Annotated in this window: 27 protein-coding genes, 2 tRNA genes and 1 pseudogene; 10 read left to right on the forward strand and 20 right to left on the reverse strand. The window is 45.8% G+C overall.

Annotated elements, in window-relative coordinates:
• Window positions 1-43: 43 nt before the first annotated feature.
• Window positions 44-481 carry a type II toxin-antitoxin system VapC family toxin gene (locus WC777_02435; GenBank protein MFA6024050.1) on the reverse strand — a complete coding sequence of 146 codons (438 nt, stop codon included), beginning with the start codon at window positions 479-481 and terminating at the stop codon, window positions 44-46.
• Window positions 456-713 carry a hypothetical protein gene (locus tag WC777_02440; protein ID MFA6024051.1) on the reverse strand — a complete coding sequence of 86 codons (258 nt, stop codon included), beginning with the start codon at window positions 711-713 and terminating at the stop codon, window positions 456-458. The genes WC777_02435 and WC777_02440 overlap by 26 nt, the downstream gene beginning before the upstream one ends.
• 124 nt (window positions 714-837) lie before the next feature.
• Between WC777_02440 and WC777_02445 the strand changes: the two genes are divergently transcribed.
• Both WC777_02445 and WC777_02450 read left to right on the forward strand, forming a co-directional pair.
• Entirely contained in the window at window positions 838-1,158 is a 321-nt protein-coding gene (locus WC777_02445) for a PadR family transcriptional regulator (protein MFA6024052.1), read from the forward strand.
• A 1-nt stretch (window position 1,159) separates the two neighbouring features.
• Window positions 1,160-1,564, forward strand: coding sequence for a DUF1048 domain-containing protein (locus tag WC777_02450; GenBank protein ID MFA6024053.1), 405 nt, complete (start codon window positions 1,160-1,162; stop codon window positions 1,562-1,564).
• Here WC777_02450 and WC777_02455 read toward each other — a convergent pair.
• The 5 genes and pseudogenes from WC777_02455 to WC777_02475 form a co-directional block, all read right to left on the reverse strand.
• A pseudogene (locus WC777_02455) lies at window positions 1,519-2,031 on the reverse strand (DUF1697 domain-containing protein). The gene WC777_02450 and the pseudogene WC777_02455 overlap by 46 nt on opposite strands.
• Before the next feature lie 14 nt (window positions 2,032-2,045).
• On the reverse strand, window positions 2,046-2,606 hold the full coding sequence (locus WC777_02460; protein MFA6024054.1) for an AAA family ATPase: 561 nt from the start codon (window positions 2,604-2,606) through the stop codon (window positions 2,046-2,048).
• A gap of 166 nt (window positions 2,607-2,772) precedes the next feature.
• Complete coding sequence (locus WC777_02465; GenBank protein MFA6024055.1) at window positions 2,773-3,114, reverse strand: hypothetical protein; 342 nt, start codon at window positions 3,112-3,114, stop codon at window positions 2,773-2,775.
• 87 nt (window positions 3,115-3,201) lie between these two features.
• Complete coding sequence (locus tag WC777_02470; protein ID MFA6024056.1) at window positions 3,202-3,666, reverse strand: hypothetical protein; 465 nt, start codon at window positions 3,664-3,666, stop codon at window positions 3,202-3,204.
• 106 nt (window positions 3,667-3,772) lie between these two features.
• Window positions 3,773-4,048 carry an HU family DNA-binding protein gene (locus WC777_02475; protein ID MFA6024057.1) on the reverse strand — a complete coding sequence of 92 codons (276 nt, stop codon included), beginning with the start codon at window positions 4,046-4,048 and terminating at the stop codon, window positions 3,773-3,775.
• Between the two features lie 117 nt (window positions 4,049-4,165).
• On the opposite strand from WC777_02475, the gene topA reads away from it, so the two are divergent.
• Window positions 4,166-6,391, forward strand: a complete 2,226-nt coding sequence (topA, locus tag WC777_02480) for a type I DNA topoisomerase (protein ID MFA6024058.1) — start codon at window positions 4,166-4,168, stop codon at window positions 6,389-6,391.
• Between the two features lie 60 nt (window positions 6,392-6,451).
• On the forward strand, window positions 6,452-9,301 hold the full coding sequence (locus WC777_02485; GenBank protein MFA6024059.1) for a hypothetical protein: 2,850 nt from the start codon (window positions 6,452-6,454) through the stop codon (window positions 9,299-9,301).
• Here the strand turns inward: WC777_02485 and WC777_02490 are convergent.
• Together WC777_02490 and WC777_02495 are read right to left on the reverse strand one after the other, a co-directional pair.
• Window positions 9,261-9,458: a hypothetical protein gene (locus WC777_02490; protein MFA6024060.1), complete on the reverse strand. Its 198-nt coding sequence runs from the start codon at window positions 9,456-9,458 to the stop codon at window positions 9,261-9,263. The two genes, WC777_02485 and WC777_02490, sit on opposite strands and share 41 nt — an antisense overlap.
• A gap of 7 nt (window positions 9,459-9,465) precedes the next feature.
• Window positions 9,466-10,872, reverse strand: a complete 1,407-nt coding sequence (locus tag WC777_02495) for a phosphomannomutase/phosphoglucomutase (GenBank protein ID MFA6024061.1) — start codon at window positions 10,870-10,872, stop codon at window positions 9,466-9,468.
• Between the two features lie 71 nt (window positions 10,873-10,943).
• Between WC777_02495 and WC777_02500 the strand changes: the two genes are divergently transcribed.
• Together WC777_02500 and WC777_02505 are read left to right on the forward strand one after the other, a co-directional pair.
• Window positions 10,944-11,906, forward strand: coding sequence for a glucosaminidase domain-containing protein (locus WC777_02500; protein ID MFA6024062.1), 963 nt, complete (start codon window positions 10,944-10,946; stop codon window positions 11,904-11,906).
• Window positions 11,894-12,781 (forward strand): M23 family metallopeptidase, encoded by an 888-nt coding sequence (locus WC777_02505; protein ID MFA6024063.1) that lies wholly within the window; start codon window positions 11,894-11,896, stop codon window positions 12,779-12,781. Before WC777_02500 ends, WC777_02505 begins: the two co-directional genes overlap by 13 nt.
• On the opposite strand, the gene nadE is transcribed toward WC777_02505, so the two are convergent.
• Window positions 12,778-13,584 carry an NAD(+) synthase gene (gene nadE / locus WC777_02510; GenBank protein MFA6024064.1) on the reverse strand — a complete coding sequence of 269 codons (807 nt, stop codon included), beginning with the start codon at window positions 13,582-13,584 and terminating at the stop codon, window positions 12,778-12,780. The genes WC777_02505 and nadE overlap by 4 nt on opposite strands.
• A 10-nt stretch (window positions 13,585-13,594) precedes the next feature.
• Window positions 13,595-14,041: an SsrA-binding protein SmpB gene (smpB, locus tag WC777_02515; protein ID MFA6024065.1), complete on the reverse strand. Its 447-nt coding sequence runs from the start codon at window positions 14,039-14,041 to the stop codon at window positions 13,595-13,597.
• 126 nt (window positions 14,042-14,167) lie between these two features.
• Between smpB and WC777_02520 the strand changes: the two genes are divergently transcribed.
• Window positions 14,168-14,329, forward strand: a complete 162-nt coding sequence (locus WC777_02520; protein ID MFA6024066.1) for a hypothetical protein — start codon at window positions 14,168-14,170, stop codon at window positions 14,327-14,329.
• Between the two features lie 58 nt (window positions 14,330-14,387).
• Here the strand turns inward: WC777_02520 and WC777_02525 are convergent, their stop codons facing one another.
• The 5 genes from WC777_02525 to rpmB form a co-directional block, all read right to left on the reverse strand.
• A complete protein-coding gene (locus WC777_02525; protein MFA6024067.1) occupies window positions 14,388-14,759 on the reverse strand; it encodes a PIN domain-containing protein in 372 nt (123 codons plus the stop codon).
• Window positions 14,699-15,037, reverse strand: coding sequence for an AbrB/MazE/SpoVT family DNA-binding domain-containing protein (locus tag WC777_02530; GenBank protein ID MFA6024068.1), 339 nt, complete (start codon window positions 15,035-15,037; stop codon window positions 14,699-14,701). The genes WC777_02525 and WC777_02530 overlap by 61 nt, the downstream gene beginning before the upstream one ends.
• A 36-nt stretch (window positions 15,038-15,073) precedes the next feature.
• Window positions 15,074-15,652: a hypothetical protein gene (locus tag WC777_02535; protein ID MFA6024069.1), complete on the reverse strand. Its 579-nt coding sequence runs from the start codon at window positions 15,650-15,652 to the stop codon at window positions 15,074-15,076.
• Between the two features lie 12 nt (window positions 15,653-15,664).
• A tRNA-Ser gene (locus tag WC777_02540) sits at window positions 15,665-15,754 on the reverse strand.
• A 162-nt stretch (window positions 15,755-15,916) separates the two neighbouring features.
• The gene (gene rpmB / locus WC777_02545; GenBank protein ID MFA6024070.1) at window positions 15,917-16,168 is read right to left on the reverse strand and encodes a 50S ribosomal protein L28; all 252 of its coding nucleotides are present in this window, start codon (window positions 16,166-16,168) and stop codon (window positions 15,917-15,919) included.
• Window positions 16,169-16,259: 91 nt separating this feature from the next.
• On the opposite strand from rpmB, the gene WC777_02550 reads away from it, so the two are divergent.
• Complete coding sequence (locus WC777_02550; GenBank protein MFA6024071.1) at window positions 16,260-17,033, forward strand: site-2 protease family protein; 774 nt, start codon at window positions 16,260-16,262, stop codon at window positions 17,031-17,033.
• Between the two features lie 90 nt (window positions 17,034-17,123).
• A tRNA-Thr gene (locus WC777_02555) sits at window positions 17,124-17,199 on the forward strand.
• Window positions 17,200-17,351: 152 nt separating this feature from the next.
• Here WC777_02555 and WC777_02560 read toward each other — a convergent pair.
• A complete protein-coding gene (locus WC777_02560) occupies window positions 17,352-18,425 on the reverse strand; it encodes a HigA family addiction module antitoxin (GenBank protein MFA6024072.1) in 1,074 nt (357 codons plus the stop codon).
• Between the two features lies 1 nt (window position 18,426).
• Window positions 18,427-18,735, reverse strand: a complete 309-nt coding sequence (locus tag WC777_02565) for a killer suppression protein HigA (protein MFA6024073.1) — start codon at window positions 18,733-18,735, stop codon at window positions 18,427-18,429.
• A gap of 303 nt (window positions 18,736-19,038) precedes the next feature.
• Between WC777_02565 and WC777_02570 the strand changes: the two genes are divergently transcribed.
• Window positions 19,039-19,296 carry a hypothetical protein gene (locus tag WC777_02570; GenBank protein MFA6024074.1) on the forward strand — a complete coding sequence of 86 codons (258 nt, stop codon included), beginning with the start codon at window positions 19,039-19,041 and terminating at the stop codon, window positions 19,294-19,296.
• Window positions 19,297-19,468: 172 nt separating this feature from the next.
• On the opposite strand, the gene WC777_02575 is transcribed toward WC777_02570, so the two are convergent.
• Window positions 19,469-20,005: a hypothetical protein gene (locus WC777_02575; protein ID MFA6024075.1), complete on the reverse strand. Its 537-nt coding sequence runs from the start codon at window positions 20,003-20,005 to the stop codon at window positions 19,469-19,471.
• Window positions 20,006-20,500: 495 nt separating this feature from the next.
• Window positions 20,501-20,872, reverse strand: a complete 372-nt coding sequence (locus tag WC777_02580) for a hypothetical protein (protein ID MFA6024076.1) — start codon at window positions 20,870-20,872, stop codon at window positions 20,501-20,503.
• Between the last annotated feature and the right edge of the window lie 302 nt (window positions 20,873-21,174).

The raw sequence follows: 21,174 nt of genomic DNA on the forward strand, positions 1-21,174 counted from the left end.
GCGCGTAGTTTAGCAAGGAGTGCCGTGACTGGCTAGAGGTGAACTACTTGTAGTCTTTTAGGAGCATGATGTTGCCGAAAGATTTCGCCTGATTGTAGTATTTTAGATCTGCCGTTAGAAAAATAGCCCCGTATTCCATTGCAAGAGAGTGGTAAGAGGCGTCATAGAAAGAAACTTTGGGATATTTTTTCATTATTTTAAAGGCTAGGAAGTTTGAGCCTAGTGTGAGAAATAACTGCTTGAACCTGTATAAACTAAAGGCACTAAACAAGTGAGTCGCCTCCGATACGGAGTACTTTCTCCCGAGGTGACTGCTCACTTCCCAAAATGCAAAAGCAGGCAGCAGAATTTCTATGTGCCTTTTCTTGAAATCCTCTTCGAACTTCTGGGCTTGCTCCAAATCCTCGATTTCTTTGCCAAACCATTTGATTAGCACCGAAGCATCAGCAACATATTTAGAGCAGATCTTTTCTTGCTTCATGTATGGATTTTAATAATTCTTCATCAGTCATTTTTTTGTGACGGTGAGTTTTTTTGAATGTATCAATAAGCTCAAAAGCTTTTTCTCTGCTCAGGTCGATCATTTTTTCTTCCAAAAGAGTATTTACAAGACTACTCCTGTCACCTGAGGGCACGAGTGCCTCTAATTGCTCCAGAACACTTACATCGAGCATGAAGTTTACGCGTTTTCTTTGAGCTACTGCGGTGGGCATATGGTTTGGTGTAAGTTTATTACACACTCATTATACACACGATTTTGATGGCGATCAAGGGCCACCCCTCGCCTTTCATGCCAAGCCTATTGACAGCCTGGCTACTCGTTGATACGATATAGCAGTGGAAAATCTTACCGAAATGTTGAAAGGTGCTCTCGAAGGCTGTGTGCTTGAAATCATCAGCCGCGGTGAAACCTATGGATATGAAATTGCTTCGTCGCTTCGTCAGCTCGGTTTCACGGATGTTGTAGAAGGTACGATTTATACCATTCTTCTGAGGCTCGAAAAAAATGGTCTCGTAAACATCGAAAAAAGGCCGTCCACCATTGGCCCATCACGCAAGTTCTACACGCTCAACGCAGCTGGCCGTAAGGAATTGGAAAGCTTCTGGATAAAATGGGATTTCGTTTCGTCAAAGATTTATAAACTTAAAAAAACTTAATATGTTAGATTTTTTCAGAAAAATAATCGGCGATAAGAAAGAATATAGATCGATGATGGCGCGGGTCAAAGCTATGCCCAAGGATTATCAATTTGTGTTCAAAAAGATCCAGAATTATATGTTTAGTCGTGCGGGAGGTGATGGCATGGATATGTTGAAGGTTCAATACGAATTGATTGACCTGTTTGAATCCGGCGTTGCGGACGGCAGGCGCGTGCTGGAAATCACGGGTGAGGATGTGGCTGGTTTCTGCGACGAGCTTTTACGAAACACCAAAACCTGGACCGCAGCATCTCACGAGGCCTTGAATAGAGATGTGTTGAAAATGCTCGGGGGTCAGGGCAAAAAATGATGAGCAGTTAAATGCCTTGCAGTATTGATATTTCTTACAGTCATAGACTTATAGAGTTTATTGCTAATGATTTTGGCCAACTGACTTTTGTAAACATCTTCTCTTTTAAGGTTCCAATAGATAGCGCCTTTGATATAACGAACATCAATGAACTCTTTTTTGACAGGCAGTTCATCAATAACTTTTATCGAATCTATTTCCGGGAACAAGTACGCAACGTCGGTTCTTTGTTCTGAATCATTCACCCAGTTCTCAGGTATGGCCTCTGCAATCTTTTTCATTTCTTTTTCTGTCTTAACAATAGTGGGGATCTCAAAACCGAAATAGTTTTTCAAACCGATATTGATTTTTTCAGTAGCGTTTTTCAGCCCATCTTCTGACTCAAAAATAACATTCCCTGAATTGATATAGGTAGAAACATTAGTGTATCCAAAAGATTCAAAAAGGCTCTTTAGCTTCTTCATTTCAACCTTTCGATTTCCTCCAACATTTATTCCCCTGAGCAGTGCAATATATCTCATAATTAGTTTATTCCTTACAGTCCAAACTTCTTTTGAATTATCTCTGCTACTTGCTTGGCACTCAAGTTGTTGTTATCGATTTTTAAATAGTTCTTTCTATGAAATTCATTCTTTTTTGTATTAAAACGATAATCCCTTTCATGCTCGAGCAGGATTCTTTCAGAACTTTCAATATCTCGTTTGGTGGGTTTGTGCTCTAACCGTTCTGCTGTTTTATTTCGTCGAAGCCTTTCTTTGAGATCTGCTTCAAGTTCCACATAATATATTTTTGCCCCGACATCCTTGAAAATTTTTACTATTTTATCAACATACTTTTCTTCCGACTTAAGATCAAAAGCCCATACGAATGTAAAAATGAGGCCTTTTAAATTGCTCTTTGCCACTTCTTTAAAAATTGATCTACGAAACAAACCCACCAAACGATTGTGAGCCTGTGTTCCGAAATCAAAAAAGGGGATTACCAATTCGATCGTCATGTGATTATGAAATAACTTAAGTCCGGTAAGCTTTTCTAATTCTCTGCCCACACTCATTTTTCCGACAGCTGGTGGACCGAATAAAAGAATGAATTTCATAGCTTTAAAAAAATCATAATTGCAATGCCATTTCCGCTAACGGTTGTGAATAACTGAAGTTTGCTAATGGTAAAATAGGCCGAAGGTGAACCATTAGCAACTTTGAGCGAACGAAGTGAGCCGGTTATTCACTGTTCTGTGATGAAGAAAAAAGCCCAAAATGCACTTATCTTTCTAAATTTTCTTTTCCTTGATCCCAAATTAGAACCCATTGACTGCGTGAACTTTTTATTTGTTGAGTTATTCGAGGAGGCAAACTGGAAAAGTCTATGCCAGCTTCAGATCGGCTAGCAACACTACGTGGATCTGTAAACTGGTCTGGATCGAACCATTTACGGACATTGCCTACTATTACTTGTAATTTGCCACTACGTGGGTCTTCGTCAACAATATCACCCATTGGGGTTTCGCCACCGATGACCTCTACCGTATCTCTAGCTTTTGGTACTTGATTTCGCATATTAAGTAAGATAAGGTTAATTGTTTGTATTTTAGCATAAATTTGCATTAATGGCAAATTGAGTGTAGGATAGGTGAACTTGGGGGGCTACGAAATAGAAACGAGTTAACAAAAACCCCGCGGTTTGGGTGAGTACTAATGCCCCCCACTTTCTAAGAATTTTTCTTCCAAGCCCCTCAGCTCCTCATCCGCCCTTTCTTGGTCCTCAAGCGTCCATGGTCTAATCACGGTGTTTCCATTTTCGTCCCATTCGAATGTCCATTCTCGTTGTCCGGCCGCTAGATCTGGAAGAGTTTCTCGGTCCATCGTGAGATAGACCAGCGATTCGGGGTAAAATGGACGGATTAAAGCTACAGCAATCTGTCCTTCGGGTGGAGTTAAGAGCGTCTCAGTGAAGCGTATGACCTCCGCGGAGTTTTCTTCTGGGCTGTGCAGGTATGCTTCTAGCCAAGCACGAACGCTATCTCGCGATTCGTCGTCCAGCAACATTAAGAAGTCTGATGGGCCTAATATTACCCCTTTGGTTAGAGTACTGCCGCGCTCTGGATTCAAGTTTAGGACCACAGGTATCTCAGTAGTTCCAATTATAGTGGGCGGCATCGGATGCTGGTTAAATTATGGTTCGTGAGTTTAGCTGGTGTGAGAAAAAACTACAAGAAAACCCCTCCGAAGAGGGGTTTTGAATCACAAAGTGAGAGTCGAGTGACTATCGAACGGCGTCCTTGAGGGATTTTCCAGCCTTGAAAGCAGGAAGAACCATTGCTGGGATCTTGATTTTTTGGCTTGGGTTGCGAGGGTTAACACCTGTGCGAGAAGCGCGCTTTGAAACTCGGAAAGTTCCGAATCCGGTCAGCGTAACGCTTTGTCCTTTGGAAAGGCTCTTGGTTACAGCTTCGAGAACAGACTCAAGAGCTTGAGTGGCTGCCTTCTTTGTGATGCCTGCACTTTGTGCGGCAATGTTGATAAGATCACCTTTTGTCATGGCGGTGGAGTTAGAGATAAATCACGGCTTATTATAAAGCTCAAACGCGTTAAGACAAGCAAAAAGAAATCTTCTTTATTTGACAAAGATGCGGCTTCATCCCTATGGTATGCCCGCATGCCAGCAAAAAATTTAGTCATTGTAGAATCGCCTGGAAAGATCAAAACGATCTCCAAATATTTGGGGTCCGATTATCTAGTTATGGCTTCTATGGGCCATGTTCGCGATCTTCCCAAGACTAAAATGGGGATTGATACCGAGCACAATTTTGAGCCCAAGTACATTATTCCCAAAGAGAAGCAAAAAGTCATCAGTGGGCTGAAGGCCAAAATAAAGAAAGACACCACCGTTTACATCGCGACTGACGAGGACCGCGAAGGGGAGGCGATTGGATGGCATTTGGTGGAGGCGCTGGAACTCACGAAGCAAAAAGACTTGAAACGCATTGTGTTCCATGAAATCACCAAACCCGCGATTTTGGAGGCGATTGCAAATCCACGAAGCATCGACAAACATTTGGTGGACGCGCAGCAGGCGCGCCGCATTTTGGACCGTTTGGTGGGATATGAACTCTCGCCGCTTTTGTGGAAAAAAATCAAATACGGACTTAGTGCCGGACGCGTGCAAAGTGTGGCGGTGCGATTGGTGGCGGATCGTGAACGAGAAATCATGGCCTTTAAGCCGGAAGAATATTGGAGCCTTACCGCGGAGATGACTCCTGAAAAGAGTAAGGATGTCTTTACCGCCAAGCTCACAAAATTCAAAGGGGAGGCTTTAAAAGTTACGAACGAAAAGCAATCCACAGACATTTTAAAGGATCTCGACGGGGCGGCGTACGAAGTCACCAGCGTGGAGAAAAAGGAAAGCAATCGTAATCCGGCTCCGCCCTTCACCACTTCCACTTTGCAACAGGAAGCAGCGCGAAAACTCGGCTTTTCCGTGAAGAAAACCATGATGGTGGCGCAACGATTGTATGAAGGTGTGGAACTGGACACGGGGCATGAAGGTCTCATTAGCTACATGCGTACCGACAGCGTGAATATTTCACAAATTGCACTCAAGCAAGCTCAGGAAGTTATTGCTAAAGAATTTGGAAAAGAATATGGGCTCAAAGAACCACGGCTTTATAAAGGTAAAAAGGGTGCACAGGAAGCGCACGAGGCCATTCGACCTTCGGACCTTTCACGGACGCCGGATTCCATCAAAAAGTATCTGGAAAAAGATGAACTGCGACTCTATGAACTCATTTGGAAACGAACGCTGGCGTGCCAAATGGCGCCGGCTATTTTGGATCAAGTGGGCGTGGACATTGAGGCGAACGGATATACTTTTCGAGCCACCGGACAGACCGTTCGTTTTGCAGGATTCATGCAGGTGTATTTGGAGGGCATGGACGATGAGGATGAGGAAGAAGAGGGCATTTTGCCCGAACTCACCGAAGGCGAGCACCCCAAACTCAAAAAACTTTTGCCCGAGCAGCATTTTACCAAGCCACCCGCACGGTACACGGAAGCGAGCTTGGTTAAAAAGTTGGAAGCGGAAGGCATTGGACGACCATCTACTTACGCGCCCACCATTTCAACGGTGCTCACGCGAGGGTACATAGAAAAGGATGCGAAGCAGCTCAAGCCCACAGACATTGGATTTTTGGTGAATGACTTTTTGGTGGAACACTTTCCAAAAGTGCTCGATTACCAGTTTACGGCGCGAATGGAAGAAATGCTTGATGAGGTGGAGGACGGAAAAGAGCAATGGCAGGAGGAAATCCGCGAATTTTATGAGCCTTTCCACAAATTGGTGGAGGATAAAATGGAGAACATTAAAAAGGAAGATGTAATCACCGAAAAGACGGATGAAATTTGCGACCAATGTGGCAAACCGATGATGATTAAATTTGGGCGCTATGGGAAATTCTTGTCTTGTACCAACTTCCCCGCATGTAAAAATGCCAAGCCGCTGGATGAGGCGACTGGAGGGGTGGACGAGGTGAAGGAAAAGGAAATGGAGGATTTGCAGAAAAAACTGGGAGGCAAAAAGTGTCCCAAGTGCGGCAAGCCCATGGAGGTGAAGACCGGGCGCTTTGGTTCGTACTTGGCGTGTACGGATTATCCTGCTTGTAAGACCAGCGAAACTATTTTGAAAACCATTGGAATTAAGTGTCCGGAATGTGGAAAGGGGGATTTGGTGGAGAGGCACACTCGCAAGGGAGGCAAACCTTTTTACGGTTGCAATAAATACCCCAAATGTAAGTTCGCGGTTTGGGAAAAGCCTAGCTCAAGCGAGCACGCGGCTGAATTGAAAGCGGCGCAGGGGAAAAAGAAAAAGGAGAAAGAAGAGGAGTAGGGAAAGGCCTTGGAAAGGGACCTGTGGTTTGCTAAAGTGGAGCCACTCTACACCTCGTCTATGAAAAAACTGTTCCATGTCTTGCTTGTTGCTTTGTTGGTGAGCCCTATTTTGGTAAATCAGGCGCAAAGCTTACTTTCATTTGATGACAATCCGGGTGATGGTTTTGCCGTGGGGGATGAGTGTGGATTTATTTATGGAGCCGCCACGCCCGCTTCCGGCTATGGAACCCTTTCTTTTGACGAAGTTTCCAATATGGATCAAGGATGTGTGGAGCAGAGTGGATATTTTTATTCTGGTAGCGGTAGAGAATCTTTGGCGTATTACTATCCTGCGGATCCTGAGACCGACCCCAATTCGTATACGCTTGATTTTGATTACGACGCCAACACCTCCGTTTTTGTGGACCCGGTCACGGGGCTTTGGAGCGGCAAGGCAAAGTTGCTCAGCTCGACGGCGACAATTCCTTTTGCACAAAGTGGAATTGAATTTGAGTGGAACTGTACGCCCGTGAACCCCAGTGCACTCTGCAATGAGGACCCTGCAAACTATTTCGTCCGCACGAATCTTACGACGGGAGAAGTTGGAGGATACGCCTGGAGCCCTTACCTTAAGAAATTTATTTCTTTCCATGGATTTCAACAGGAACTGGCTCCGCAGAACATCGAAACTTATGTGAGCATTTATGCAAATGACAGTGCTTGGGATGCCGATAGCGTGGCTTATGAGAATGCTCCTCTTGCGGATGGAGCGGAATTTTGGCGCGTACAAGTGCAGTTTTGGGACAGCACGCGAGTGGAATTCATAGATCCTTATGAGCTCACTTCCATTGGAATGGAAGTGGTGGAGACCGATGACTCCAGAGTGTACCTCAATCAGGTGGAGAACACCGGGGATGCCATTGTGGAAAGCCATAGCAATACTTATCCCTATGATTGTTCTTCGGCTTTTGATGCGATGGCTTCCACAGTGTGCACCATTCAAGAGGCTGGTGACGATGGGCTTATGAACACTGAGGACGATTCTTGGAGCTTCAATACTTTTATTTACTCCTCTTCGCCCACCTCCAATATGCTTGGGCTCAATGACGATACGGATGCGGCGATTGAATATTATTCCGATCGTGATGGATGCCGATGGATTTACCCGGACCAGGAAGAGGGAGAAGAAACTCTTGTTAGCCCAGGCGTTGCTGACTGTCCGGATGGATCCGGAGACACGAGTCTCAGTAAGGCGGATGTTTTTCAGAATCGACAAGTGGACCGGAATCAATATATTATTGATCACTTGGCCTTGGACCTTGAATTTAGGGCTGACCGAGAAGTGGTGCTTGGAACGAGCGATTCTTTGGTGCAGGTGGATGAGAACACCTGGCATTACTTCCCCGGCACCGATTTGGGAACACTTTCTTATCGCCCGAGATTCTTGCTCAACGAATTTGTGATGGTTTCGGATGGGGTGGAGTACAGCAGTCTTTTTAATGAAAATGAGGATGCAGAAATGCAGTTGCGGACGAGGGCCACCGTTTCTGATACCTCAGCGGCGTACCAAGCTCAGTGGGGGGCGGGCAGCGAACAGCCCACTTATTTTGTGAACTATCAAATGGATGTGAACTCGGATCCGGCTGAATTTGTGGCTGGGGATTTGAGGCTTTTGATTGATGTGGACGCTCCGGGTTCTGCTGATGCCGACAATGCGGATGAGACTCGTCGAATGGACACCCTGACGCCACCAAATTCCGCCTACACCAATTACTTTAGATCTTATGTCCTTGAGTACGGGCAGTCGGATGCGGCTTGTGCGTTAACCATGATTCGTTGTGTTGTGGCACCTCGGAATACCGTGGACGACCCCACGGCTGAACAGTGGGTGTGTGACACGGCGGCGCAGCGAGGAAACGGAGCAGATTCCTGTTACTACACGGATTACTTGCCTCACATCGACAGGCATGCGGATCCCGAAAGCATGTTGGTGATTGGTGCCATCAATGCATCTATTGATGCCAACGCGGTGCTTGAAGAAATGTCCGGCGGGGATGGGATTTCTGTTTTGGGAAACACGGAAACCATTGATTTGCGGAATCAAATGTATGCGCAAGTGGCGCGATATATTTTGGGTCAAAGCGCCAGCTCGGGAAGTTTTGATACCAGTGGCCGGGCTTCGGGCGGGCTCAAGCAGCTCATGGGTGGACGGTTGGTTTATGCCGAGGGAGATGTGAGCATTAATGGTTTTGACGGAAACCCCAAAACTTTGGTGGTGATTGGAGGCGATGTGTTCATCAATTCAGATATTGTGGATGGAAGAATGGGGATTATTGCTTTTAAAAAGGATGGAGTGGGGGGCAACGCCTACATTCGTAATGATGTGACGGACTTGAACGCCAATATCTTTTTGGATGGAAGCCTCTTCAGCAGCACCGGTACGGCTCCCGTGGGGCAAGTGTATCCCTCTTGGGATAGCGATGAAGAACGATTGGAGGCCTTGATGCATCAGCTCTATTTGAGAGGATCTTTGGTCTCGCTCAACACGGTGAACGGAAGCATTGCGACTGGGGTGCTTGGTGGAGTGGACGCTATTGAGTACTACACGCTTGGAGACGGCACGACCACGGAGACTTATGACATTGCGCGAGAATATGACCTCAATTTGCTCCGTCAATTCCGCCGTTGTCACCCGGTGGTGGATGGAGTTTTGGATACCGGTGAATGGCTTGAGTGTGAAGAAGGCGAACAGCTCTCCAATTACGCGGCGGAGCATGGAGGGGAAGTGGTCTACAACTCCTTTATTTTAGAATACGAACCGGCGGATCAGTTGCCGGTGTTTCAGGTTGGAGCGGGCCTTTTTGATTGATACAGCGGTGCGGTAGAGCCTAGAACAAAAACATTCCGTAAAACGACAGCAGGGCGATAATGAGCACTGCGCTGGATATCACAAAAAAGATGGTGAGGTAAACGGTTCGTTGGCTTAAAAAGCGGAATCGGGCCGCGTGTTTGATGGTGAGGCTGGAATAAAAGAGATAAACCAGAATGAAAATGGCGATGGCAATTCCGACAAGAAGCTGAGGCATAATGTGATTATTTAAATTGTTTTGCCCACCAGAGGTCGATTTCCGGGTATTTTTCGAGCTCTTCCAACATGATTTGGATGATTTCTTTGAGGTGTTCCGGGGTGGGGGCCTCAAAGCGTAAAGTGAGGTTTGGCGAAGTATTGCTGCAACGCACGGCGCCCCAAGAATGGGCATCGAAGTTCACGCGAATACCATCGATGGTGATGGAAGGATATTTGGCACCGAGGTTTTTGGCAATTTCTTCGACGATGGCGAATTTTTTATCGTCAGGGCAGGGAGATTTGAACTCCGGAGTGGAGGCGGTTTGCGGGACTTCTGTAAATAGTGAAGAGAAAGAATTTGGGCTGCGGGAAAGGATTTCCAGGAGGCGCGCCGCTCCAAGAAAGGCGTCGTCGAAACCATAATAGTTCTCAGCAAAAAACAAGTGTCCGCTGATCTCGCCGCCGAGCGGCGCGCCCTCTTCCAACATTGTTTTTTCAATAAAAGAATGTCCGGTTTTAGCCATCACCGGGATGCCTCCGTGGGCTTTGATGTCGTCGATGAGCACTTGGGAAACTTTGACATCAAACACAACTTTTGAGCCCGGTTTGCGAGAAAGCAGGTCTCTGGCAACCTGTAAAAGCAAGAGGTCCGCTTGGTAGTGCTTTCCGGTTTCGTCCACCACGCCCACACGGTCTCCATCTCCATCAAAACCCAAGCCCAAATCCGCATGCTCCGCCTTCACGGCAGCGATTAAATCTTGCATGTTTTCCACTTCTTCCGGGTTTGCCTCGTGATTGGGAAAGTTTCCGTCCGGTTCCGTGAAGAGTGGAATCACCGTACAGCCCAAGCTTTCGAAAAACTGTTTTACAAAAGGCCCCGTGGCTCCGTTTCCGCTGTCCACCACCACTTTGAGTGGTCGTTCGATCTTTACAATGGATTGCAGCTTTTCCAGGTAAGCGGGGAAGGCATCGAGCGTTTTGAGCTCCCCTTGGCCGACTTCAAAATCTTCCGCTTGGATCAGTTTGAGCACTTCCTGCAACTCGTCTCCACAAATGGAATGGGCGTTTTTACCCACCAGCTTTACTCCGTTGTATTCTTTGGGATTGTGACTTGCGGTGATGCTGGCCCCTCCGTCAAAGCCAAAATGGCAGACGCTGAAATAAAGGAGGGGAGTGAAGACCATGCCCAAAACCGTGACGGTGCATCCTGTACTGAGCACCCCATCAATAAAGGCATTCGCCAGCTCCGGGTTGCTGATGCGGCAGTCGTAACCCACGGCTAAATTTGTCCCAAAATGGCGCTTAAAATAAGTGCCGGAGGCCTTTCCTATCAGCCGGATGGTTTCCGGGGTGAGGTCGGGTGGATTTTCGCTCACAGGTTTGTGTGCAAATCCGCGGATGTCGTAAGCCCGAAAAATGAGAGGATTCACCATGGACACATCTTAGCTCAAGATCTGGTAAAAAAACCACAAAAATGGTAAAATAGTAGGATTAACATGCGCGAATGACTGCTTTAGACCAATTGCCGGAATCTCCTCGAGAGAGCACCAACCCCTTGGTGGGAGAGGTGCTCCCGGAGGATATTAAAGAAGGCGGAGTCCGGGCTGTCGATTTGAAACTGGCTGATGTGGATGCTCGAATGCGTGATCAGCAAGCGGATCCTGCGGTCGCGATCGCTGAAACGGAAACGGCCGAAACTCCTCCGGAAGAAGAAGCTCCGCAAGAAGAACCCGGCTTTTTGACCAGTCTTTCCACTTATTTTGAGCAGGCTAAAACGGGCGGTAAGGGTACTTTTATGGCCGCTCTTTCCACGCTCGGTTTCGCCCTCAGTTCCGGTAAAACCAAAATTTGGGATTGGGTGAAGGGGGTTTTTGGTGGGGAAGAGGAGGAAGCCGAGGTAGAAGCACCTGCGGTGGCAGAAGCACCTGAAGAAATTCCTGAAAACTCTTTTTTGGAAGACCTTCAAAATCTGCTTCAAGAATTTGGCATCACCGATAGTGGTGATGAAAAAAAGAACTTTTTCTTGGTGGCCGTGGAGTTTGGGAAGGAGATTGAGAAAGAATTTGGAATCCCGTATCAAGTGGTGGTTGCGCAAGCCTGTTTGGAATCTGGTTTTGGGAAAAGTGGGCTGAGCCGCAAGGGCTTCAACTGTTTTGGGTATAAAGCGGGCAAGCATTACTCCGGCTCTTTTGTCACTATGGAAGCTACGGAGATCAAAGATGGAGCTCCAGTGAAAGGACCCGCAAAGTTCCGCTCCTACTCCAATATTCGTGAATCTTTTAGGGCGTATGCTCGCTTGATTTCGACTAGCCGTTACAAAGCAGCGTTCAAATTTAAAGATCAGCCGAAACGATTTTTGGAGGAAGTGATTAAGGGTGGGTATGCCACACTTGGCGGCCCTTATATAAACAGAGCCATTGCTGCCGTTGAGCCTTATGGTCTAAGCTTTAGCTGATGTCTACTATAAACGGTCCCGAAAAAGCCGGTATGGCCCCTGGAACTGCTCCTGAAGCGGTGGATGTGCCAAGCCCGGAAGAACTGGCCGCAGCTGTTGAAGCGGCAGCGCATAGTGCGCAAAGACAAGAGCTCACTGAACTTGGTGCAGAGATTACCGGGGGGCAAGTGGACGCTGATGCAGATGCTGCGATTGCTGCGATGGGATCAACCCCATCCACGACTCCCACAAACCTGGTAGAAGAGGGTGGAGAAGGTTTTGGCAAATGGATTACCGGTGTGTTGAGCGGACTTTCTTCCACCTGGACCTCCGTGAGCAAATGGTTGATGGAAACCGGTGGAAAATTTGGGAACTGGCTGAAAGGCTTACTGGGTCTTGAAAAAGAGGACGAACCAGCTGTTGCTGCGGCTGGAGAGAAAATCTATTCCTTACCGGAACTTTTGAATCCCAATGCTCCATTTTTCACCTTTTCTAAAGAAGAATCCCCCAAAATCACTTCCCCTTTTGGGAATCGAGATGATCCTATGGAGGATTCGGGGGAGAGGCAGAATCATGCAGCGGTAGATATCACTTTGGCGGCTGGGAATGAAGACATAGGAAGGCCTATTATTGCTACGCGTCCTTTACGAGTTTCTCGTACGGGGACGGAGCCAAAGGGAGGTAATTTTATTGAAGTGGAGGATCCAAACAGTCCCACAGGATCACTCGTCCTTCCTTTACGACACATTGAATCTCTCCTTTGGAAGGATGGTGACACCATTCCCGTGGGTGCCGTTATCGCAAAAGTTGGCAATACTGGTGAGCGAACCACATTTGCACATTTGCATGTTGAGGCTAAAAAGAATGGCGAAAAAGTTGACCCCACTCCTTACCTTGGTCTGGCCTAAAGCATGCTTTCGGCTTCGGCTTTTTGGGCTTTTTTGATGGATTCGGGGATGCGGCCGATGTGGAGGACGGGGATGCTTTTGGCGAGAGAGTCGTTTTCTTGGGTGAGGCGGACGATTTTGTGGACCAGGAGGGCGTCCATTCCTTTTTCAATCATGGTGTCGGGATCGACTTTGTCTGCCATTTGCCTAAGGATGCCATCGATGTTTTCCCATGAGCTTCCCAAATCGTCTTCGTCCGTTTGTTTGGGCCAGAGGCCACGGGTGAAAGGAGCGGTGATGAGTTCGGAAGGCAGATTCAGGTGCCGGGCCAGCTCAATGAGATCTGTTTTATAGAGGTCTCCCAAAATATGCAAGGAGCCGATGAATTCACCGTCTTTGAGGCCCAAGCCCAATTGCAGGTCGCTTTTGTTTGCGGTTCCAATAATCATGCTTCCGGTGCACTCGGCATAATCGAGCAAAAGCATGGCACGGAGACGAGCTTTGAGGTGTTCCAGCGCTCCGGGCTCCCTTTCCCAAGCCACAAATTGGTAATCCACCAAAAAGTTGTTGATGGGCTCGTAATGCATAGTGCACTCAAAGTGCTCCGCAATCATTTTGGCGTGGTCTGTTTCTTCGTAAGGGCTCACTCCCAGCTCCGGCATGATGATGGCGGTGACATTTTTTGCACCAAAAGCTCGAATGGCAATGCAGAGTGCAAGGGTGCTATCCAGGCCACCGGAAAGCCCGATGACGGCTTTAGTGAAACCGGATTTTTTAGCAAAAGCATGTACTTCTTGAATAAGCGTGGAGGCGATGGCGTGCATGGGAAGGGGATTAGTAATCTTTCAGGGCACTCTGGATGCGTCGCGTGGTGTCTTTCTTTTTTAGAGACTCCCGTTTGTCGTATTGTTTTTTACCTCTCGCCAGCGCGAAGTCAATTTTGATTTTCCCGCTCTGGAGGCCGCATTCAAGTGGCACGATGGTAACACCCGCCGTGTGCAGCTCACTAGCTATTTTTGTGATTTCCGCTTTACGAAGCAGCAATTTTCTTGGTCTTTCGGGCTCGTAATGGAGCAGGGTGCTTTTTTTGTAGAGAGGAATGTGGAAGTGCTCCAAAAAGAGTTCGCCGCCTTTTTCGGTGATGTAAGAGCCTGTAAAATGACCGCCGCCGTTTTTGAGGGACTTTACTTCGTGCCCCAAAAGCACGATGCCCGCGGTAAAGCGCTCCAGGACTTCATAATCGAAGAATGCCCGTTTATTTTTGATGAGTGATTTTTCCATAAATAGAGCATAGAAGAATTGTATAATAGCCGTCAATTTTAAGTTCTAGGCAACGCTAATCTGTTTACAGGTTGATTTGAGCGGCCTACACTGCTGCTCAGTATTTATTCTTTAACAAATTTGCACATGAAAAGCTTCATGCAAATGCTTCTCGCTAGCTTCGGAGTTCTCTCCTTGATGCTTGCAGGATGCAGCACAACAGAAGTTGACACGGAAGAAGATGGAGAAGTGGTAGAAGAGGAAGGAGAAGTGGTAGAAGAGGATACGACCAGCGCTGAGGAGGAATAATTTCTCCCCCACTCGGGCTCGCGCCTGAGACTAGAGAGCCCTGCTTCGGTGGGGTTTTTTAGTGCTTTGGAGGAAAGCGTTTTTTCCCGCATTTCACAAGATCTTGGTCCAAGGTTACCAGTGTTAGATCCCGCTCTCTGCTTAAAATCAATAAACTTGCATCTATAAAAGAGATTTTCTCGTTTTGTTTTAAAAAAAGATCTAAGGTCATCTCGAGTTCTTCTTGGCTGAGGCGGAGAAACTTTAAGCCCTCTGTGCTTTGGAGGAAGTCTATGGCCTGCTTTGCGACAGCATGTCCCTCACGCAGTTGCAGCACGGTTGCCACTTCAGACAAAACATAGTCGTGGATTGCAAAAGACTCGAGGGGGTCTATGAATTTGCAAGCAGATTCATGGTGGTCTTCCGCTGGGCGGAAATAGGCAATAATCATGTTGGAATCCAGAAGAACCATCAGAAAGTGTAGATAATTTTATCGATATTTTGAGCCAAGTTGTGTTCGGTGGGGCATTTGCTCTTTTTAATTTTCCATTTCTTGAAGTCTTCTAAGGTATATTTTGGTTTCTTTTGATGTGTTTTCTGTATTTCTATGGGGCGGAAAAGTAAGCCCTCATCCGTTAAATCGCAAAAAAACATTTGGGTCTTCAATTTTCTCCTCAAGTGAATGGGGATGGTGATTTGTCCGCTGGTGGTGACTTTGACAACATTCATATTTAATAAATTAATAATTTATTAAATAGTATGTCTTTACACCTGAAGGGTCAAGAACTTTTTCCTCCAGATGAAGAAGATGAGGATCGAGTTTGCCACTATTAAGTAAATGGGAAAAGCCAGCTCTGAAAAAGTCCACAACTCCATTACGGTGAAAGCGGTCAGTGCGCTGAAGGTGCCGGCGGCATAGGTGAGGCCCGATTCGCTTTCTGGATTTTTCCATGCTTTGATGATGGTTGGGATGTAGGCCATGGAGTCACTTATCATGGCAAAAACAATGGCGACGGCGGGCTGATCGGTGATGGCCCATAACAGTAGCGCTAAAACAGAGAGGGCGCCGCAAGCGTAGTCGAAGGAGCTGAGCTTCCAGGAAGCTTGTTTACTTGTAAAGGAAACTAAAAGGACGAGAATGCAGGTAAAGCCCGCCATGAATACCGGTAGAACCGCTAAGCCCACGCCATTTGCCAAACCGGCTGCTGTTCCAATGAGTGGACCAATGGCCCACATGATCCAAGACACTCGATTGGGTTGAGTCTTGCCGTGCAGCATGTCCCGAGTGTAGGCCAGCGTTGCACAGACGGAGACCAGTGCGCCTAAAAAGACGAGAGTGTTCATAAAGATGATGACTGGCGGAAGGGGGGAGATTCGAACTCCCGAAACCCTTTCGAGTTTACCCGCTTTCCAAGCGAGCGCACTAGGCCACTATGCGACCCTTCCGTGATGCCCTTTGCAAGAGCCCAATATTTTTAGCTGAAAAGAGGAAGAAGCGCAATCCTTTTGAGGAAAAAGCTGCAGGAGAAAGCGCCAAATACCAAAAAAAGCCCCGAAGTTTTGAGAGCTTTTTTTGGTTGCTTATTCTGAACGCAACGAAACTATATTTTATTTTAGTTTTTTCTTCAAGCTTTTTTTTGCGAATGCATGAATTTGATCTGCAAACTTCTTTGGATTCTTTGCGAGCGTGCGGAGCGCGCGAGCTGTAATCTTCAAAGAAACCTTTTCTCCGGTTTTAGCATCGATCACGGTTTTTTTCACCAAGTTGGGCAAAAATCGTCGATTCGACTTCTTGTTGGAGTGAGACACCTTGTGTCCACTTCGGGGTCTCGCACCTGTTAATTGACAAACTTTAGACATAAGATTGATGTGGTTTACGCTCTTAGCCAAGGCATTTTAAGGGGCGAAGCTCTGTTTGGCAAGCGAATTTCTTTTCTGCTACACTCTATTTATGTTTTTGAGCATCTATTATCTGGTGGCCTTGGTCTTGGTTCTCACCTTTCATGAATTCAGTCATGCCTGGGTGGCCAACCGTTTGGGCGATCCCACTGCAAAAAGAGAAGGGCGGCTTACGCTTAATCCACTGGCGCACATCGACATTTTGGGGACTCTGATGCTTTTTTTGGTTGGAATTGGGTGGGGGAAGCCGGTTCCCGTGAATCCTCAACACTTTGAAAAGCCTGTGCGAGATCAAGCGCTCACTGCCTTGGCGGGGCCACTCGCCAACCTCGTTTTGGCCTTTTTTGGTGCTATTCCTTACAGTTACTTGAGTTCCATTTCACCTCTTTACCAGTTGGGAGGTGCTGTTTTGGATCTGAGCGTGGTGCTTTTTCTTTTCAATATGCTCCCCATCCCTCCTTTGGACGGATCTAAATTTGTCGGCCTCTTTATCCCCAAGCGATTTTATAGAGGATACGAACTGTTTTTGAGCAAAGGTTTACCGTATTTTATCGCTCTAATGTTGGTGGATTTGTACCTGTTCGAAAGAATTTTTGGCATGTCTTTCATTTGGACTGCGGTTTCCCAGCTCACTTATTGGCTCAAAGCGGCTATTTTGCTTGTGGTTTGAGTCCACTTTGTCTTGACGAGTAGACAATTCGTAGGTAGACTCCTTGACGACAAAAGGACGACAAAACTTGTGAGATCCATCACGATGGACTTTGGGCGCCGCAAGGCGCACGGTGTGTCCCACCGCTCCAAATACATCCGGCTCCACGGTATATAGTCGCCCTTTGTTATTTGTGGCCAAATTTTTGCCGCAGCCAAAAAAGACTGGCGTGCAGGGATAGAATCTGCTTAACTAGCTGCGCCAAGGGCCGCGGTAGCTCAGTTGGTAGAGCGCATCCATGGTAAGGATGAGGTCTCGGGTTCGATTCCCGATCGTGGCTCCATTTTTTAAATATGCCAACAACAGATTGCAACTAGGGTTTACTTTATCCGTCCATCGTTCAAAACAATGCTCCTACAACTGCGTAGGAAGTCTTTATTAAGAGGCCGTGGAGGGGGGGATGGGTGGGCATAGATTAATGAACTTTAGATTCCCTTAAAAAGAGATATGTTCTCTCAGGCCATTTACTTTAGACCAATGTAGGTCTCCCGTATGAGCTAACCTCCCGGCTACTACTGCTACCCCGATATCTACTTTCTTTGCAAAACTAGTAACTTCCTGTGCTATACCCCTCATACTTAGCTCTTCAAAGTTAATATCTTTGGCCCAACTTTCGTAGTCAGCTTTAGGTATCAGTGTATTTTCAGCGAATTCATCTGCTTCTTTCTCTCGTTCATCTAAAGATTTCTCAAACTCTATAAATAGATCCTTTTTTCCGTGCTTGAGGATGTGGCCAAGCTCATGAAAGAAAGTGAACCAAATTATATCTTTACGTTTACCTTTTTCATTAAGTTGCACGATTGGGTTATCTCTAAACCAAAAAGTAGCACCATTTATTTTTGTTTTCCCAAATTTTGGCATAAGCACCGTAACTATACCAATCTCTGCACATAATTCTTTAAGCTTGTCTTCAAAATTAGGCTCCTTGGTAAGCTCTCTAAACTTACTAAGGTTTACTCTTAGTTTCTTCTCATCAAACTCTTTTACAGGTGTTCTTTCTGCTGTAATCTGGCCACATCTTATCCATGCCGCCAAACAGAAAATATTTTGTTCTGTCGATTTCTTGCCAGTTTCTCGATAGTTCACCCCAGTTGACAAGGGAACTAGGGACAATGATTGTACTTTGAAAAAATCTAGTAAAGCTAATACTCTTTCGCGTTTAACTCGAGTTTTTCTCACGAACCCTAATGAGACAAGTTCGTTATAACAGGGGAACTGATTTAAATGTTGTTCTTCTGCATCTATAAGTTTTTCTTGTTCTATTCTTGCCAAACATTCTTGGTAGTTCTTTTCTAAATTATTCCAAAAGCTTGCCTTGATCCCCAAGACTCTTTCAAAGCGAAGGGCAGTTTCTGGAGAAATTGAGGCCGATCCATTAATGATCTGACTAATGTGCTTCTCAGATAAATCTGTCCGTATAGCCAAATCTTTTTGGCTTATTTTTAGGAACTCTAGGTTCTCTGCTAGAGTTTCTCCGGGGTGTACGAGAATTGTGGTATGAGGGGTCATTTTAGTGATAATCAGTTATTTCTATAATTTCTATGGCTACTATGCTGGCCGTGTCTGGAGGGTTGAAGTCTCCGACGGGCCTTATTATCATTCTATAGGGTTGTTTGAGTGTAAGTCCGTACTGTCCATCTCGGTTATTATGGAGGGGGTGCGTTCCCGCTGCGGGCGGCATATCTTGCAAACAATCAGCGGCTTGGAGCTCTTTATAGCGCTGAGTGATTTTCCTCGCTAGCTCACCGTGTTTTCTTGTAAGTAGTGACTCATCTTCAATTATTTTCCGAAGTTTTTCTGTTTGGAAGTGTATTTCCATGATTGATTGGGAGAAGGTTCAGGGCATTGCTTGTCATGGGTGGAGGGGGCTAATGGCTAAGTTCACTTTACCTGATCGGTAAATCATTTTCAAGTAGATTATTTAAAATTTCTTGAAAATACATTACCTAGATGGTAAAGTGTTTTCCGTTTACTTCAACCCCCTTGTCCATGACATTCCGAAAATGAAAAAGACGAACTTCGCCGAGGCTGATCCGTCTTCCCCACAAGAAAAATCTTTCTGCACAAGGATTTTAGTGGGTTCTCCCAGACTTGGCAATCCCCTATAACTCTTTTTGAAAATATGTATTACCTTATTACTTACGACCTGAATAAAGTCGGTCAGGATTACACTGGTTTGCTTAACCAGATCAAGACCTATACTCACATCAAGCCGATGAAGTCGGCGTGGTTTATAAAAACCAGCGATCCTACTGCTGAGACTGTTTACAATAAACTCGCAAAGTTTATAGACAAAAATGACCAACTTTTGGTCATGGAAATTCACCGCAATCGTTGGGGATGGCTACCGCAACCTTGCTGGGACTTTCTCAAGAGCTAGTTTTAAAGGGGCGTGGCAAATGCTACGCCCCTGCTCGCTTGATGCTTGAGGGTGGATGCGACATTTATACGCTCTCGAAAACCATGGGACATACAAAAATCACTACTACTGCGATTTATCTTTCTTGTTCGAATCAGCAGATGACGAAGGCAGTAGAGATGCACTGTCTGAACTAAGCCGCAACACCCATTAAAGCTCTGAACTCTTCTTCCAAAATTTTAACTACTTTTGGGGTTACATTATTAAATGTTTTTGCGGCTGTTTTTAGGGCTTTTAATGCTTCTTTTGCATAACTTTCATTTTCAGTAGCTTCCTTCTGATCTGTGTAAACGATAAAGTCCGCAGCTATATCTGTTAAGGTAGTGGAAAGCGTAGACATATTTTGAACTATTTTCTCGCTAAAGAAAATTGCGTTCTCGTCAAAGAAGTCATCCAAATCAAATAATGCTTCGATTGCACTATCCAACTTCGTGGATATTTCATTATAGTTCTCTTTGTCGAGTTTATGGGCCTGTATGACACCATATATAGCTTTATGTCCGCGCGAAATCTTGGAATACAGCAGTGAGATTTTTTCTAGCCGTAACTCATGGAGTTTGGTGAATTTTACCTCATGTTCTTTCAAATAAGTTGCTGTAAGAAACGCAACAACTGCTGGCAGTATTATTGAAATGAAAATCTGGAAGGCGACTTCAAGAGCATTGTCCATAGGTATTAGTTTTTAGCCCTAAAGGAGCCAGTTGCGATATAGTAGAAATCTCTTCTAAGACCCTCAAAAGTATTTTAAATACGAAAGTGATTGTAGTGAGACCCCAGTCGGAACATTTTTTGAGGATTCTGCGCATGCTGTGTTTTATCAAGATATTTTCATGTTCCAGGTTTTTTTGCAAATATAACTCGTTTAAATCATTTGTTTTGTTTTTTATTCTTTCGATTTGACCTCACTTGCATTTCTTAATCAGCTGGCATTTTCGAGCCTCTTGCTGCAATCTCTTTGTCCTTGAATGTACTCTTTACTTAGTTCCTTCACAAATCGAGCCCGCTCTATTACGGATGGCTAAGCTAAGCCAAAAAGGTGGTGCATTCTATAGACCAATTTCATGGTAAGGATGAGGTCTCGGGTTCGATTCCCGATCGTGGCTCCATTTTTGGTGGTTAAAACTTTCCAGGACTGAATAGATGTGCTTGAATTGAAGAAAGTTTTCTAATTTATTCTCATGGCTAATTTCTTTGCACTGGTACTGCTGATTTCGCTCTTAGCCCTGCCGGTTGGTTTAGTAAACCCGACTTTGTTTCAAGGTGTAACTAAAAAAGTACTGGGGAAGGACGCTACTCGTAAGAATCTTGCCGGGAGTTTTTCTGCTCTCGCATTGGTCAGTTTTGTTGGGATTGGTTTAACCGCTCCGACTCCTGTTAAAAATCTTGAAGTTGAAGATCAAAGCGTGGAGTCTTCCGAGGAGGTGCCATTGGTTGAAGCAGCTGAGCCTGCCATGAGGAAAGTCTTGGAAGAAAATACAAAAGTTGAGGTGCAGCCAGAAACAGCAAGTTCCGGAGAAGATGTAGAAGAATCTGTCACGGTGGTGGAACCGGAGAGCGCGGCCCCTGCTCCGGTTTATGAAGAGCCAGATCCTGCCCCCGCACCTGCACCTACTTCATGGTATAGTTGTAGTTCGAATGTTTATAACTGTTCCGATTTCTCCACACATGCCGAAGCACAGACCGTTTACGAGGGCTGCTTAATGCAAGCTGGTTATGATGTGCATGACCTTGATGGCAATGATAAGGATGGCCTGGCGTGTGAGAGCTTACCTTGAAGGCTGATGATGGCATCGTATGTGCGGATAAGGTTGCATCAAATAAGTAATCATGGTTGAATGC

Source organism: Candidatus Gracilibacteria bacterium (assembly GCA_041661045.1).
Taxonomy (GTDB): domain Bacteria; phylum Patescibacteriota; class Gracilibacteria; order UBA1369; family 2-02-FULL-48-14; genus 2-02-FULL-48-14.